The organism is Nocardia sp. NPDC058705 (genome assembly GCF_042749305.1).
Lineage (GTDB): Bacteria > Actinomycetota > Actinomycetes > Mycobacteriales > Mycobacteriaceae > Nocardia.
This window is the reverse complement of sequence record NZ_JBHYRN010000006.1, coordinates 207,153-221,633: the sequence shown is the minus strand read 5'-3', so window position 1 is coordinate 221,633 and position 14,481 is coordinate 207,153. Positions and strand designations below refer to the sequence as shown.

The window sequence follows — 14,481 nt, the reverse complement described above, 5'->3', positions numbered from 1 at the left end:
CGAGTCGGAATTCGAGACGAAGCGAAGGTGCGAAATTGATGCGTCGGCCCACCCGGCTCGCTAGGTTCAGTGGCCTCAGGGCCGCGGCGATGATCGCGGCAACGGCAGTGGCGGCGGGACTGATGTCGGGCATCGGCACCAGCCCGGCATCCGCTGACCCGATCATCGACTCCAAGAGCCTGCTCGCCAACCCGGTCTCCGACAACGGCTCCAAGATCGTCAAGGCCGAAGTGAAGGACGCGCGCAGTCTGCGACTGCACGTGTACTCCGCGTCCATGGCCTCCAACATCATCGTCGATGTACAGCGCCCCGCCGACGCCTCGGTTCCGCGCCCCACCCTGTACCTGCTCAATGGTGCGGGCGGCGGCGAGGATTCGGCGTCGTGGGTGGCCAAGACCGATGCGCTCGCCTTCCTCGGCGACAAGAACGTCAACGTCATCCAGCCGATCGGTGGCGCCTGGAGCTACTACACCGACTGGATCGCCGACGACCCGGTCGTCGGGCGCAACAAGTGGAAGACCTTCTTCACCGAGGAGCTGCCCCCGCTGGTCGACGGCGCCCTCGGCACCAACGGTGTGAACGCCATCGCGGGCCTTTCCACCTCGGGCACCACCGTGCTCGCGCTGCCGATCGCCAAGCCCGGCCTGTACAAGGCCGCCGCGGCGTACAGCGGTTGCGCGCAGACCTCCGACCCGGTCGGTTCGGAGTTCGTGAAGCTCACGGTCGAGACCTGGGGCGGCGGCGACACCATGAACATGTGGGGTCCGCAGGGCTCCGAGGAATGGGCCAAGAACGACCCGTACGTGAATGCCGAGGGTTTGCGCGGCGTGGATCTGTACGTGTCCACCGGCAACGGCCTGCCCGGTCCGTACGACACCCTCGACGGCCCCTACGCGCTGCCAGGCGCCTACGGCCTCGCCAACCAGATCGTCATCGGCGGCGTGATCGAGGCGGGCACCAACTACTGCACGCACAACCTGGCCAACCGGCTCAACGAGCTCGGCATTCCGGCCACCTTCAACTTCCGGCCGAGCGGCACCCACTCGTGGGGCTACTGGAAGGACGAGCTGAAGCTGTCGTGGCCGACCCTGGCTCGCGGGCTCGGCCTGTAGAACCCCAGTTCTCGTCGGCACCGCCTCGGTAGCGAGCACGTCGCTGCCGGGGCGGTTCCATTTCCTCGACCTGCCCTCGACGTTTGCGAATTGTGGTTAACTTAGGTTGACTGGACCAACCCGATTCGCGCAACGGAAAGTGAGTGCATGGTCGCCGATCGCAGTGAGGCCGAACAGGCCGGCGAGCCGACGACCGCACCTGCCCGCGTCGTGCGCCGCAGGCCCAAAGACCGCAAGATGCAGATCATGCGGGCCGCCGCCCGTGCGTTCAGCGCGCGCGGCTATTACCCCGTCGGCGTGGACGAGATCGCCGCCGAGGTCGGCATCTCGGGACCCGCGCTCTACCGCCATTTCGCCAACAAGTACGCCCTGCTCGTAGCCGCCGCGGAAGAGGGCGCTCGGAGTTTGCGCGATGTCGCCGCCGCGGCCGACGACCCGGCGCTGAGCCCGGAAGCCAGGCTGAACGCGGTGCTCACCGCCGTCGCCGAACGCAATATCGACATCCGCCGCGAGGCCGGGCTCTACCGCTGGGAACGCCGCTACCTCGAGCGCGAGGACCGGGTGCGCATTCGCGCGTTCTACCGCGAACTCGAAGCCAACGTGGCAGCCCGGATTGCCGAGGTCCGACCGGAGGCGAGCGCCGACGACGTCATCCTGCTCGCGGTCGGCGCGCTGAGTTCGCTGGCCAGTATCGCCGCGCACCGCACCACCCTCTCGCACCCTCGGTTGCTCGCCGTGCAGCTCGAGATGGCCTGGGCGATCGTGCGCGCCGAACTGCCGCCGACCCCCGCCGCGGCCGAACCCGACAAGCAGACCCGTGGCCTGCCGGTCACCTCGAAACGCGAACAGCTGCTCACCGAGGCGATCCGGATCTTCGGCCGCAACGGCTATCACGAATCGGGCATCGAGGAGATCGGCGCCGCAGTCGGCATCAACGCCTCCAGCGTGTACCGCCACTTCGACAGCAAGGCCGACCTGCTCGCCGCCGCCTTCCACCGCACCGCCGACCGGCTCGCGGTCGCGATCGGCGAGGCACTGGCCGAGGGCACCGACCGTGCCGACGCCGCCCGCCGCATCGCCGACCAGCACGCGCGCCTCACCTTCGCGACGCCCGAGATCATGCCGGTCTACTACGCGGAATTCAGCAATCTTCCGCAGGCCGAGCAACACCGCCTGCGCGCCATCCAGCGCCAGAACATCCTCGAATGGGCCAACCTGCTAGACGGCGACCCGATCGAAGCCCGTTTCCGGGTGCACGCCGCCGTCGGCCAGATCATCGATGTCGGCCGGCTGCTTCGGTTCGACTCGCGCCCCGAACAGCTCGCCCGCCTCGCCGCCCTCACCGACGCGGTGCTGCTCGGCAGCGGCTCGGCCGACAAAAACCCCTAGGCCCGTCGGCGATCCAGGCGGCAGTAGGGCCGAGAACTCGCGTCGCTGAGTGCAGGTGGGTGTCGAGGACCACCGTGCGCTCGGCCGTGTCGCGCGGGTGCAGCGGGTCAGCCGCGGCGTAAGCGGAACAGGGCTTTCGCCGTCTGTAAATGCCCTGGTCGCCGGTCGAAGGTCGACAGCCGGACCGGGGCACGGTAGCGCCTGCGGGCGATCGACATCGTCCGGCTGTACTCGCGCAGACCTTGCTGACCGTGACTGTGTCCCTGGCCGTACTCGCCGACGCCGCCGAACGGCAGCGCCGGAATGCCGGTGAACGCGGTCGACGAATTCACCGTCACCACACCGACTTTCAACTGTTCGGCGACGAACTCCGCGCTGGGGATGTCGAGGGTGAAGATCGTGACGGCGATGCCGTTGCCCGCCGCGTTGACCCGGGTGACCGCGTCGGCCAGGTCGGCGACACGGTTCACCACGAGTACCGGGCCGATTCCCTCGCCGGTGATCGCGATGCTCTCCTCCGGCACCTCGGCCAGCACGATCGGCTCCACATACGGGTCGCGGAACGAATCGAGCCCGCCGAGCACCGCGTGCCCGCCGTGGGCGAGCGCGTCGCGGACCTGTTTGCGCACCACGTCGACCTGGGTGGCATTGATCATCGGGCCGTAGGAGGCGCGGTTGTCGGCGCCGGGCCGCAGCTTCGCCGCCCGCTCCGCAACCTTCGCGAGGAAGTCGTCGAAAACAGAATCGGCGACATAACAGCGCTGAATCCCGGAGGCGTTCTGGCCCGCGTTGGCCATCGCGCCGAACACCGCGGCCTCCGCGGCCGCGTCGAGTACCGCGTCGACGTGCACGATCATGGAGCCCTTGCCGCTGTGTTCCACCACCACCGGCGTCAGCGTCTGTGCGCAGAGCGCGATCACCTCGCGTCCGCCCGCCTCCGGCCCGGCGTAGGCGATCTTGTCCACCTCGGCTTTGCACAGGGCGGTCGCGGTCCGCGAATTGCCGGTAACCGCTTGCAGCACAGGCTGTTCGGGCGAGACCGCGGCCCAGCTGTCGGCCAGCCAGCTGCCGACCCCGGTACTGAGTTCGTGCGGGTTGAACACCACCGCGTTACCGGCGGCCATGGCATAGGCGATCGAACCCATCGGGGTGAACACCGGGTTGTTCCACGCGCCGAGCACCCCGATCACCCCCAGCGGCAGATAGCCGACCGAAGCGTGCTGATTGCGGGTGAACCAGCCGGTGGACAAGCGCTTTCGACCAAGAGTGCGCTCGGCGTTGCGGGCGGCCCAGTCCAGATTCTCGACCGCGAGCATCACTTCGAGGGTGGCGTCGGCCTCCGGCTTGCCGGTCTCGCTGCGCAGGATCTCCACCAATTCGCCTGCGTTGCGGGCGATCTGGCGCCGCCAGTCGAGTAAGAGGTGTTTGCGCTCACCGAAATCCAGTTCGCCCCACCAGTTCTGGGCAGCGCGTGCGGTGCGCACCGCACGCGCGACCTCGGCACTGCCCTGCACGGGATACTGCGCGAGCTGTTCTCCGGTGCGCGGGTCGTATGACGTGAGCACATCGGACCGACCTGTCGGTACGGCTGCAGCGGCCGACTCGAGCATGGTCACCTCCCCACAAGATCGAACTCACCCGCATGCGGGCCGGTTGACGTGTGTTTCCCCGAAGGTCAGCGTATGGGTGCGCAGCCGTGCCGACAAGACCAGCGCACTGCCCTTGCACTGCCCACGTGAGGAACACAACACCGCGACCCTCGTGCGCCAGGACCGGCAAACCGGGCGCATCGACGCCAGACCGGGTCGGGAAAACCACCGGACCGGTAACATCGCGCCGAACGGTATGGATCACTTACCGGGAAGTATTTGTTCCGCGTGCGCTCGTCTCGTAAAACAGCCGTGCGCACCCGGCCGATGGTGGAGAGTTGATGCCGAGTTCGATCTCAGTGGATTCGCCCGCAGGTGGCGTCGCGTCGAGCGACAGTGAACCCGCGGTGCTGGTGTCCGACGTGCGCAAGTCGTTCGGCGATGTGCACGCTTTGCAGGGCATCAGTTTCCAGGCGAACAAGGCCAGTGTGCTCGGCATTCTCGGGCCCAACGGCGCGGGCAAGACCACCATGGTCAAGATCCTGTCGACGCTGCTGCGCCCCGACTCCGGCACCGCCGTGGTCGCCGGACACGACGTGCTCACCGATGCCGCGGGCGTGCGCCGGTCGATCATGATGACCGGCCAGTACGCCGCGCTCGACGAGAACCTGACCGGCCGGGAGAACCTCGAGCTGTTCGGTCGCCTGATGGGTCTGCCCAAGTCGGCCGCCCGCAAGCGCGCCGAGGTGCTCCTCGAGGAGTTCGACTTGGTCAGTGCGGGTAAGCGCGCCGTGCGCAACTACTCCGGTGGCATGCGCCGTCGTGTCGACATCGCCTGCGGGCTGGTCGTGCGGCCCGAGGTGGTGTTCCTCGACGAGCCGACCACCGGTCTCGACCCGCGCAGCAGGCAGGGCGTGTGGGACCTGGTCACCGCGCTCAAGAACCAGGGCATCACGGTGCTGCTCACCACGCAGTACCTCGAAGAAGCCGACGTGCTCAGCGACAACATCATCGTGATCGACAAGGGCACCGTCATCGCCGAGGGCACCGCCGACGAGCTCAAGGCCAAGACCGGCGGCAGCTTCTGCGAGATCGTCCCCCTCGACCTGAGCCGCATCCCGCAAACCGTGAAAGCCCTCGGCGACCTGGTCCCGGCCGCCGTCGCCGCCGAGATCGAGGGCGCCGACAAACTGTCCATCCCCGCCCCCGACGGCGCCGCCACCCTCGCCGAGGCACTGCGCAGGCTCGACAACGCCGGCATCGACCTGGCCGACATCGCCCTGCGCCGCCCCTCGCTCGACGACGTGTTCCTGTCGATCACCGGCCACTCGGGCGGCCACTAGTGAGCGTCTCCACCCCCGCGGCGAACACCTTGTTCGCAGAGCTTCCCGCTGTGCACCCGAGCAGTTTCGCGCAGTGGCGCGCGCTGACCGGGCGCATCGTGTTCACCATGGCCACCAAGGGTGAGCTGATCGTCGCGGTGCTCACCCCGCTCGTGGTGACCGTGGCCTTCTACCTGCCGCTGCGGTACGTGATGAAGGTCCAGGGCATCGACTACGCGCAGTACGTGATGCCGATCGTCATTCTGCAGACGATGGCCATGACGATGATGTCGAACGCGCAGCTCGCCGCGTTCGAGGCGCTCACCGGGTTGAGCACTCGACTGCAGACCATGCCGATCGGTTCGCTGGTTCCGTTGCTGTCGCGCATCTGCGCGGGTCTGGTTCGGTCGATCGTCTCGCTGATCGCGACTGTCGGCTACGGCTATCTGATCGGGTTCCGGTTCACCGGCGGCTGGGTGCAGGCGCTCGCGTTCTGCGGCTTCGCGCTGACCGTCGGCCTGGTACTCACCCTCGGCGCCGACGCGCTCGGCAGCCTCACCAAGAACCCCGAGGCGCTGAGCCAGGCCCTCACGCTGCCGATTCTGATCTTCGGCATGATGTCGACCGGGTTCGTGCCCGAAGCCAGCTTCCCGACCTGGGTGCGGCCCTTCGCACGCAATCAGCCGATCTCCCAGTTCGCCCAGACCCTCAGCGATATGGCCGAAGGCCACCTGAGCTGGGCCGGGACCTGGGTATCGCTGGCGTGGCTCGGCGGACTCGCTGTTTTCTTCCTCCCACTGGCTGTGTGGGCGAGTGTGAGGCGATCATGACAACAATCGAGAAGGCACAGGTCGAGGAGGCCGCGGCCGACCTGCCGGTGGTGCACGCCAAGCCGGAGGGTTCGGTGTCGGTGTGGTTCACCCACAGCCTGATCCAGACCAAGCGGCTGCTGATGGTGTGGTTGCGCGATCCGTCGACGACCATCCAGACCATCGCCTACCCCGCGGTGACGCTGCTGATGTTTCGCATCGTGCTCGGTGACTCGATCACCGCGGCTACCGGAGCCCCCAGCATCTACGGCCAGGCCGCGCTGCTCACCCTGGTCGCGGCCATGACCGGCGCGGTGGTGAGTGCCCTCGGGTTCAAACGCGAGAAGGCATCGGGGCTGCTCAGCCGGTTCTACACGATGCCGCTGAACAAGGCATCGCTGCTGACCGGTCGACTGCTGGCCGAGATGCTGCGCATCCTGATCACCACGCTGATCGTGCTGCTCGTCGCGGTGCCGCTGGGGTTCCTGTTCATGGAGGACCCGTTCGCCAATATCGCGCTGGTGCTGGTGCCGGTGCTGTTCGGTGTCGGGTTCGCGGTGATGGTGACCGCGCTGGCCACGATCACCGAGGGCGTGATGCTGATCAGCCTCATCGGCATCCTCAACACGCTGCTGATGTTCTTCAACACCGGCTTCGTCCCGGTCTTCGCCTACCCCACCTGGTTGCAGGATGTGGTCGCTAACCAGCCGATGAGCTGTGCGATCGATGCGATGAAGGGGCTGTCCTACGGCGGGCCGGTCGCTGAACCGCTGCTCAAGACGGTCGCGTGGACGGTCGGGCTGGTCGCGGTGTTCGCCTATCCCGCGATCGTCGGGTACAAGAAGGCGGCCGAGTCCGCGTAGGACCGCGCTCAGTGTTCACAGATCGCCTCTCCTGTCGAAATCTCGACGGGGGAGGCGATTTGTGTGTGATCAGCGCGGTTGCTCGTCGAGTTCCGATGCGTGATCGAAGGGGTAGTCGAGCCACCGGTTGCGGTTGGTCCAGCCGACGAGGTCGTAGCGCCAGCGGAACGGCCAGGTGTGGGCGACGGTGTTGAACAGGGCCGCGCCCAGCGCGGTGTAGTCGTCGTGGGCCGACAGCAGTGCGCGCTGGCGGCGGTCGGACTCGGTGAAGAAGGCGTCGAACATGGCGATCGACTGGTCGGTGGTGAGCCGGCCCAGACCCCACAGGCCGCGCATCCGCATCCAGTACACGGCACGCGCCTTCAACGGCCAGAGCGCGTCGATCGGGTTCTCGCCCCGTTGCACGGCGGCGACTGCGGTGTCTGCCAGCGCGAGTGAATCGGCCACGCTGTAGCCGGTGCAGGGGTGCATCATGCCGCCACGCGAGCCGAACGGGACGGCGATCGCGGCGCCTTTCTTCGGGGGCGGCTGATCGAGGGGATAGTGGGCGGCTTCGTGCGGTTCGTCGCCGGTAAGCGTGATCCCGTGTGCCGCGAGCCGGTTCAGCGTGCGTTTGCGTAATTCGTGTTGTGGCATGCCGCCGCGTAAGCCGAGGCTGGTCTCCTCGAAGATCACCGTGCCGTCCCCGAGCGGGACCGCGTAGAGGAACGACGGCGGCTCGTCCGGGCCGGCGCCGTTCTCCGGACGCCAATCCAGCAGCAACCCTTCACCTTCCGCGACCATCGGCGCCGCGGTTTCGGCATCGACGAAGATCCCGTGCGCCGATGCGGCCCTGCGCTGTCCCAGCGTCGGCAGTCCGCGCGTATCGAACACCGTGGCTGCCGAGATCACCGTGCCGTCCGCGAGCTCCACCTCGTGCGCGTCGACCCGCCGCGCCCGATCCGCGAAAACCGTGGCGTCGTCCAAGGCCAGCGCCGCATGCAGCCCGGCCTTCGAGAGCACGCAGTAGGGCCGCTCGATCCGATGCTCACCCTTGGTCCACACTGTCGGGGCCGCGATCCGCTGCGCGATCGCACTCTCGGGCAACCACTCCGGCAGTTCGTCGATCCAGCAGGAGAAGGTCGGCGGAAACAGCCGCTCGGGTCGAGGATCCACGGCCGCTACCCGCAACCCGGCAACGGCCGCGCGATGCGCCAACCCCCGCCCGGCCGGACCGAGCCCGACCACACAGATATCGAATTCCCGCGCAACGCTCACGCCCGCATTCAATCCGCAGCACCCGTCACCACGCAAGCGCCGGTGACCGGGTCGTCACGTCTGCCTCGAAGCCGCACGCTCGGTTCCGCCTAGTCCTCCAAGGCCAAGGCCTGGCGCATGGTCAGGCGGCCCTGGGTCTGCATCAGGGACCGTCGGTAGATCTTCTCGGCGACAACGACGATGCCGTAGGTGGTCACGGCCATCAGCGCCAGCGCGATGAACGGCTCCCACCAGGCCGCGGTGCCGTCGGCCAGTCGGCCTGGCATGGCGACGATGGACATGATCGGGACGTAGGAGTCGATCACCCGGGCGGTGCCGGTGAGGAAGATGCCCGCGAACAGCACGATCATGATCAGCATCGACAGGGGAGTGGCGGTGGACTGGAGATCCTCGCTGCGCGTGGCCAGCGAACCGGCGACCGCCCACAGACTCGCCAGGGCGAGGAACCCGACGACGAAGAAGACGATGAACCAACCAGCGGCCCCGGCCACCTGGCCGAGCTGAGCACCCCGGTCGGTCACCGCCAACCCGACCAGCCCGGCGCCGACGAACAGCACCAGCTGCCCGAACGCCAGCGCCGCGTTGCCCGCGACCTTGCCGATCAGCAACTGCCGCAACGGCATCGCGCTGGCGAGGATTTCCACGATCCGGTTCTGTTTCTCCTCGACCACGCTCTGTGCGATGGACATGCCGAACAGAATCGACGCCAGATAGAACAAGAACGCGAAGACGAACGCGACGATCTTGGCCAGTCCCGGGTCGATCGAGCCCTGCTCGAGCAGGTCGTAGGACACCGTCGCGCCCCGACTCAACTCCTCGAGTGAGACGCCCGCGGCGGCGGCATTGCGCTGCAACGCCACCTGCTGGGCGGCGGCGGTGATGTAGGTGGTGGCGTTGTCGTCCTGCGCGGTCTTGCCGATCAGTTGCCAGCCGCTGGGTTCGGCGGGGACCAGACCGACCTCGACCTCGTCGGCGCGCACCAGCCGCTCGACTTCGGCCCGGTCGGTCACCGGGCGTGCGGTGAACGTGGTGTTCTCACTCGCGGCCAGGCTGTTGGCCGTGTCGAGCACGACCGAGGTGTCCGTGCCCGTGATCGCGACGTCGACCTTGTCGGGCCTGCTGCTGAGGAACCCGGAGAGCAACAGCGACGCGACGATCACCACGAGCGTCACCGCCGTCGAGATGACGAAGTTGCGGTCACGCAGTTTCACCGCGACCTCCCGCGCGGCAACGATCCGCCACACGCCGTTCATGCCGTATCTCCTCGGTGTGATCGGGCGCCTTCGGTGGCCACGCGCGTTACCGCCCCTGGGTGACCTTTCACTTCGTCGCCTCCCGGTAGATCTCGGCGACAGTCGGCCGCACCTCGGTGAACTCGCGCACCGATCCCCGCGACAGCGCCTCCTGCAACACGGCGTCGGTGCCCGCGCCGTCGATCTCGAACAGCACGCCCGGTCCGGCACTGTCGACCACCTGAAGCCCCGGGTACTCTCGCAGCCAGCCCGGATCTCCGTCGACCACGAGCCGATACCGCGCCGCGCCACTCGACCGCAGCTCGTCGACCGAACCTTGCCCGACGACCCGCCCCGAGGCGAGCACGACCAGCTGATCGCACAGCCGCTCCACCAGGTCCAGCTGATGCGAGGAGAACAGCACCGGCACACCCTGATCGGCATACTCACGCAGCAACTCCACCATCGAATCCACGGCCAGTGGATCGAGCCCGGAGAACGGTTCGTCCAGGATCAGCGCGGTCGGCTGCGCGATCACGGCCGCCGCGATCTGCACGCGTTGCTGATTGCCCAGTGACAACGATTCGAGCTTGTCCTTGCCGCGCGCACCGAGATCGAACCGTTCCAGCAGGCTCGTGGTGCGCGCCTTCGCTTCCTCGGCGGACAATCCGCGCAACCGCGCCAGGTACACGAGCTGGTCGAACACCGGCTGCTTGGGATAGAGGCCACGCTCCTCGGGCATGTACCCGAACGAGCGCCGATCCAGCTCGGTCACCGGCAGCCCGTCCCACCGGATCTCACCGGCCTGAATTGCCAAGACGCCCATAATCATTCGCATTGTGGTGGTCTTGCCCGCGCCGTTGCCGCCGACGAACCCGGTGAGCGCGCCGGGCGGCACCGCGAACGACACGTCGTGGACCGCCAAGTTCTCCCCGAATCGGCGCGTCACATGAGCGACTTCCAACATCGAACTCCCCGTCCTTTGTTGCCTCGGCCCACAACCGTACCGGTGCGACGGTTCACATGGCGGGGGTCAGCGGGGCGAGACCCAGGTGGTGATGTCGGCGTGCACGACCTCGACGCCGTCCTTGTCGTAGATCGAGACGGGGACGGTCAGTTCCTGGCCCTTGGTGATCGCGGCGAAGTCGGGGATCTCGGCCAGTTTCGCGACCGCGCGCAGGCTGGATTCGGCCTTGGCCAGGTATTGCACGTTCATCGACTTGGGGATCCAGCGGTGGGTGGTTGGGACGGTGGCCTCGCTGAGCATGCCCATCGCCACCTCGGCGAGGTTGCACGCGGCGATGGCGTGGAAGGTGCCTAGATGGTTGTGGATGCCGAACCACTTCGGGGAGGTGACCTCGCAGATACCGGGTTCCAGGCGGACCACCTGGGGCAGCACGGTGCCGAAGTAGGGGACCCGGGCGACCATGCCGAGCGAGAACAGCGCGTGCCCGATGCGGTTGTCGGGCAGCTTCTTCCAGCCGCGGTAGGTCGCGGTTTCCTGTGTCATGGCCTCTATCTTACTCAAAAGTAAGTTAAGTGGAAGGCCTCCGCTGGTCGGGGTCGGCGACGAGCCAGCTACCATTCATCGGTACAGCCCAGCCGGCGGTGCGGTCGAGGTGGAAGCCCCTGTGTGGGCGTGATCGATACCTCATGACCCCCGATTTGAAGGACGTCGTCGGCATGGTGCATACTGTTCGGGTTGCCTTGCGCAGGATTGTTCGACTCTCCGGAGCGGATACCTGAACAAGGGGAGCAGTAGTTTGTATCTCGCCGGTTCGCCGGTGTGGATACGTTCGGAACCACGCACTTCCGTCCCATGGTGAGCAATCGACCGGGGTCGGAGATTAAGAGTTAGGGCGACACGCCCGACCGCGTGGACCGGAGAACCATGACAGATGAACAGCGGCGAGGACTAGGTAGTGCCTTTTGGTGCGCCCTGGTTGCGGGTCTTTAGTGGGAAACCACGCTGAGGCGTCTTTCTTGTGTTCGGGCTGTGCAAATTGAGGGTGGTGCGGGAGCTAGCTCCTGTGACCACGAAGGAAAGCGGAGAAAAGGACACTTAGCGTGGCGGGACAAAAGATCCGCATCAGGCTCAAGGCCTATGACCACGAGGCGATCGACGCGTCAGCGCGCAAGATCGTGGAAACGGTGACCCGCACCGGCGCCCGTGTGGTCGGGCCTGTGCCGTTGCCGACCGAGAAGAACATCTACTGCGTCATCCGTTCGCCGCACAAGTACAAGGACTCGCGCGAACACTTCGAGATGCGCACGCACAAACGCCTCATCGACATCCTCGACCCGACGCCGAAGACGGTTGACGCGCTCATGCGCATCGACCTCCCGGCCAGCGTCGACGTCAACATTCAGTGACGGGGACTCGAGACATGACTGACAACAAGAACCGGCCCGCAGCCGGCATCCTGGGCACCAAGCTCGGCATGACCCAGGTCTTCGACGAGAAGAACCGCGTCGTCCCGGTCACCGTCATCAAGGCGGGCCCGAACGTGGTCACCCAGATTCGTACCGTGGAGCGCGACGGCTATTCGGCCGTTCAGATCGCTTTCGGCGCCATCGACCCGCGCAAGGTGAACAAGCCGGTTTCCGGCCAGTTCGCCAAGGCCGGCGTCACGCCGCGTCGCCACGTCACCGAGATCCGCGTCGCGGATGCCTCCACCTTCGAGATCGGCCAGGAACTCTCGGCTGATGTCTTCGAAGAGGGCACCTACGTCGACGTGACCGGAATCAGCAAGGGCAAGGGCTTCGCAGGCACCATGAAGCGTCACGGCTTCAAGGGCCAGGGCGCCTCGCACGGTGCGCAGGCTGTGCACCGTCGCCCGGGTTCCATCGGTGGCTGTGCCACTCCCGGCCGCGTGTTCAAGGGCATGCGCATGTCGGGCCGTATGGGTAACGACCGCGTCACCACGCAGAACCTCTCGGTTCACAAGGTGGATGCCGAGAACGGTTTGCTCCTGGTCAAGGGTGCTATCCCGGGCCGCAAGGGCAACATCGTGATCGTCAAGAGCGCCGTGAAGGGTGGTGCGCACGCATGACCAGCCTCGATAAGAAGGCCAACCTGACGCTGACCGTCAAGGCCGCAGGCGGCAAGACCGAAGGCACCGTCGAACTCCCCTCGGAGATCTTCGACGTGACCGCCAACGTCGCGCTGATGCACCAGGTCGTCATCGCTCAGCTGGCCGCCGCTCGCCAGGGCACCCACTCCACGAAGACTCGTGGCGAGGTGCGCGGTGGTGGCAAGAAGCCGTACCGCCAGAAGGGCACCGGCCGCGCCCGTCAGGGCTCGACCCGTGCACCGCAGTTCGCCGGCGGTGGCACCGTCCACGGCCCGCAGCCGCGTGACTACAGCCAGCGGACCCCCAAGAAGATGAAGGCTGCCGCCCTGCGCGGTGCCCTGTCCGACCGGGCCCGCAACGAGCGCATCCACGTGATCACCGAACTGGTCTCGGGTCAGAACCCGTCGACCAAGGTGGCCAAGGACTTCCTGGCCGAGCTCTCGGGTCGCAAGAAGTTCCTGGTCGTCGTCGGCCGCGAGGACGTCGCCGCGTGGAAGAGCGTGGCGAACCTGCAGAACGTGCTGCCGATCGCCCCGGATCAGCTCAACACCTACGACGTGCTCAACAGCGACGACGTGGTGTTCAGCGTCGAGGCCCTGAACGCGTTCGTTCACGGTCCCGCCGAGGCGGCCCAGGAGGAGAGCAAGTGAGCACCATCGCCGACCCCCGCGACATCCTGCTCGCACCGGTCATCTCGGAGAAGTCCTACGGACTCATCGAGGAAGGCACTTACACCTTCCTGGTGCACCCGGACTCGAACAAGACGCAGATCAAGATCGCCGTCGAGAAGGTTTTCGGCGTCAAGGTCACCAGCGTCAATACCGCCAACCGTCAGGGCAAGCGCAAGCGGACCAAATTCGGTTACGGAAAGCGCAAGGACACCAAGCGCGCACTCGTGACCCTCTCGGCCGATAGCAAGCCCATCGAGATCTTCGGAGGACCGGTCGCGTAAGCGCCTGGGACTCCAGAAAGCGAGAAGAACTCATGGCAATCCGTAAGTACAAGCCGACAACGCCGGGCCGTCGTGGTTCCAGCGTCTCGGACTTCGCCGAGATCACCCGGTCGACGCCGGAGAAGTCGCTGCTGCGCCCGCTCACCAAGTCCGGTGGTCGTAACGCGCACGGTCGCATCACCACGCGTCACCGCGGTGGCGGTCACAAGCGGGCCTACCGTGTCATCGACTTCCGTCGACTGGACAAGGACGGCATCCCGGCCAAGGTCGCTCACATCGAGTACGACCCCAACCGCACCGCCAACATCGCACTGCTGCACTTTGCCGACGGCGAGAAGCGCTACATCATCGCGCCGAAGGGCATCAAGCAGGGCAGCCCGATCGAGTCCGGCCCCACGGCCGACATCAAGCCGGGTAACAACCTGCCGCTGCGCAACATCCCGACCGGTACCACGATTCACAACGTGGAGCTGCGTCCGGGCGGCGGCGCCAAGATGGCTCGTTCCGCTGGAATGAGCATTCAGCTGCTGGGCAAGGAAGGGCCGTACGCGACCCTTCGTATGCCCTCGGGTGAAATCCGCCGTGTCGACGTGCGCTGCCGCGCCACCGTCGGCGAGGTCGGCAACGCCGAGCAGTCGAACATCAACTGGGGCAAGGCCGGCCGTATGCGCTGGAAGGGCCGTCGTCCCACCGTCCGTGGTGTCGTCATGAACCCGGTCGACCACCCGCACGGTGGTGGTGAGGGTAAGACCTCCGGTGGTCGCCACCCGGTCTCCCCGTGGGGTCAGCCTGAGGGCCGCACCCGCAAGCCCAACCGCCCGAGCGACAAGCTCATCGTCCGCCGCCGTAAAACCGGCAAGAAGCGCTAAGGAGGAGGTAAGA

15 protein-coding genes are annotated in these 14,481 nt (G+C 66.7%); 10 read left to right on the top strand and 5 right to left on the bottom strand.

What is annotated here, in order from left to right; genetic code table 11:
* The first annotated feature begins 89 nt into the window (after positions 1–89).
* Positions 90–1,112, top strand: a complete 1,023-nt coding sequence (locus tag ACFW6D_RS11380) for an alpha/beta hydrolase (RefSeq protein WP_379327161.1) — start codon at positions 90–92, stop codon at positions 1,110–1,112.
* Between the two features lie 147 nt (positions 1,113–1,259).
* Positions 1,260–2,501 (top strand): TetR/AcrR family transcriptional regulator, encoded by a 1,242-nt coding sequence (locus tag ACFW6D_RS11375; protein ID WP_379327141.1) that lies wholly within the window; start codon positions 1,260–1,262, stop codon positions 2,499–2,501.
* A 107-nt stretch (positions 2,502–2,608) separates the two neighbouring features.
* On the opposite strand, the gene ACFW6D_RS11370 is transcribed toward ACFW6D_RS11375, so the two are convergent.
* A complete protein-coding gene (locus ACFW6D_RS11370) occupies positions 2,609–4,111 on the bottom strand; it encodes an aldehyde dehydrogenase family protein (protein WP_379327139.1) in 1,503 nt (500 codons plus the stop codon).
* Positions 4,112–4,431: 320 nt separating this feature from the next.
* Here ACFW6D_RS11370 and ACFW6D_RS11365 point away from each other — a divergent pair, with 320 nt between their 5' ends.
* Genes ACFW6D_RS11365 through ACFW6D_RS11355 form a run of 3 tightly spaced genes read left to right on the top strand, consistent with a single transcriptional unit; the run spans position 4,432 to position 7,084 of the window.
* Entirely contained in the window at positions 4,432–5,433 is a 1,002-nt protein-coding gene (locus ACFW6D_RS11365) for an ATP-binding cassette domain-containing protein (protein WP_379327137.1), read from the top strand.
* Complete coding sequence (locus ACFW6D_RS11360) at positions 5,433–6,242, top strand: ABC transporter permease (RefSeq protein ID WP_379327135.1); 810 nt, start codon at positions 5,433–5,435, stop codon at positions 6,240–6,242. Before ACFW6D_RS11365 ends, ACFW6D_RS11360 begins: the two co-directional genes overlap by 1 nt.
* Positions 6,239–7,084, top strand: a complete 846-nt coding sequence (locus tag ACFW6D_RS11355; protein WP_379327133.1) for an ABC transporter permease — start codon at positions 6,239–6,241, stop codon at positions 7,082–7,084. Before ACFW6D_RS11360 ends, ACFW6D_RS11355 begins: the two co-directional genes overlap by 4 nt.
* Positions 7,085–7,153: 69 nt before the next feature.
* Here the strand turns inward: ACFW6D_RS11355 and ACFW6D_RS11350 are convergent, their stop codons facing one another.
* The 4 genes from ACFW6D_RS11350 to ACFW6D_RS11335 all read right to left on the bottom strand — a co-directional run bounded on the left by ACFW6D_RS11350 (position 7,154) and on the right by ACFW6D_RS11335 (position 11,083).
* Positions 7,154–8,341, bottom strand: coding sequence for a lycopene cyclase family protein (locus ACFW6D_RS11350; protein ID WP_379327131.1), 1,188 nt, complete (start codon positions 8,339–8,341; stop codon positions 7,154–7,156).
* A gap of 89 nt (positions 8,342–8,430) precedes the next feature.
* Positions 8,431–9,594 (bottom strand): ABC transporter permease, encoded by a 1,164-nt coding sequence (locus ACFW6D_RS11345; RefSeq protein WP_379327129.1) that lies wholly within the window; start codon positions 9,592–9,594, stop codon positions 8,431–8,433.
* Between the two features lie 67 nt (positions 9,595–9,661).
* Positions 9,662–10,540 (bottom strand): ABC transporter ATP-binding protein, encoded by an 879-nt coding sequence (locus ACFW6D_RS11340; protein WP_379327127.1) that lies wholly within the window; start codon positions 10,538–10,540, stop codon positions 9,662–9,664.
* A 66-nt stretch (positions 10,541–10,606) separates the two neighbouring features.
* The gene (locus ACFW6D_RS11335) at positions 10,607–11,083 is read right to left on the bottom strand and encodes a hotdog fold domain-containing protein (protein WP_379327125.1); all 477 of its coding nucleotides are present in this window, start codon (positions 11,081–11,083) and stop codon (positions 10,607–10,609) included.
* 557 nt (positions 11,084–11,640) lie between these two features.
* On the opposite strand from ACFW6D_RS11335, the gene rpsJ reads away from it, so the two are divergent.
* Genes rpsJ through rplB form a run of 5 tightly spaced genes read left to right on the top strand, consistent with a single transcriptional unit; the run spans position 11,641 to position 14,468 of the window.
* Positions 11,641–11,946, top strand: coding sequence for a 30S ribosomal protein S10 (gene rpsJ / locus ACFW6D_RS11330; protein WP_040804197.1), 306 nt, complete (start codon positions 11,641–11,643; stop codon positions 11,944–11,946).
* A gap of 14 nt (positions 11,947–11,960) precedes the next feature.
* A complete protein-coding gene (rplC, locus tag ACFW6D_RS11325; RefSeq protein ID WP_379234187.1) occupies positions 11,961–12,626 on the top strand; it encodes a 50S ribosomal protein L3 in 666 nt (221 codons plus the stop codon).
* Complete coding sequence (gene rplD / locus ACFW6D_RS11320; protein ID WP_379327123.1) at positions 12,623–13,297, top strand: 50S ribosomal protein L4; 675 nt, start codon at positions 12,623–12,625, stop codon at positions 13,295–13,297. The genes rplC and rplD overlap by 4 nt, the downstream gene beginning before the upstream one ends.
* Positions 13,294–13,599: a 50S ribosomal protein L23 gene (gene rplW / locus ACFW6D_RS11315; protein ID WP_067448314.1), complete on the top strand. Its 306-nt coding sequence runs from the start codon at positions 13,294–13,296 to the stop codon at positions 13,597–13,599. Before rplD ends, rplW begins: the two co-directional genes overlap by 4 nt.
* Positions 13,600–13,631: 32 nt before the next feature.
* Positions 13,632–14,468: a 50S ribosomal protein L2 gene (rplB, locus tag ACFW6D_RS11310; protein WP_378915816.1), complete on the top strand. Its 837-nt coding sequence runs from the start codon at positions 13,632–13,634 to the stop codon at positions 14,466–14,468.
* Positions 14,469–14,481: the final 13 nt, after the last annotated feature.

Bases quoted from the DNA above. Each gene is read 5' to 3' on its own strand.
- ACFW6D_RS11365 (WP_379327137.1), top strand. From the start codon at position 4,432: ATGCCGAGTTCGATCTCAGTGGATTCGCCCGCAGGTGGCGTCGCGTCG.
- ACFW6D_RS11345 (WP_379327129.1), bottom strand. From the start codon at position 9,594: ATGAACGGCGTGTGGCGGATCGTTGCCGCGCGGGAGGTCGCGGTGAAA.
- rplC (WP_379234187.1), top strand. From the start codon at position 11,961: ATGACTGACAACAAGAACCGGCCCGCAGCCGGCATCCTGGGCACCAAG.
- ACFW6D_RS11375 (WP_379327141.1), top strand. From the start codon at position 1,260: ATGGTCGCCGATCGCAGTGAGGCCGAACAGGCCGGCGAGCCGACGACC.
- ACFW6D_RS11380 (WP_379327161.1), top strand. From the start codon at position 90: ATGATCGCGGCAACGGCAGTGGCGGCGGGACTGATGTCGGGCATCGGC.
- ACFW6D_RS11355 (WP_379327133.1), top strand. From the start codon at position 6,239: ATGACAACAATCGAGAAGGCACAGGTCGAGGAGGCCGCGGCCGACCTG.
- ACFW6D_RS11340 (WP_379327127.1), bottom strand. From the start codon at position 10,540: ATGTTGGAAGTCGCTCATGTGACGCGCCGATTCGGGGAGAACTTGGCG.
- ACFW6D_RS11335 (WP_379327125.1), bottom strand. From the start codon at position 11,083: ATGACACAGGAAACCGCGACCTACCGCGGCTGGAAGAAGCTGCCCGAC.
- ACFW6D_RS11370 (WP_379327139.1), bottom strand. From the start codon at position 4,111: ATGCTCGAGTCGGCCGCTGCAGCCGTACCGACAGGTCGGTCCGATGTG.
- rplB (WP_378915816.1), top strand. From the start codon at position 13,632: ATGGCAATCCGTAAGTACAAGCCGACAACGCCGGGCCGTCGTGGTTCC.
- rplD (WP_379327123.1), top strand. From the start codon at position 12,623: ATGACCAGCCTCGATAAGAAGGCCAACCTGACGCTGACCGTCAAGGCC.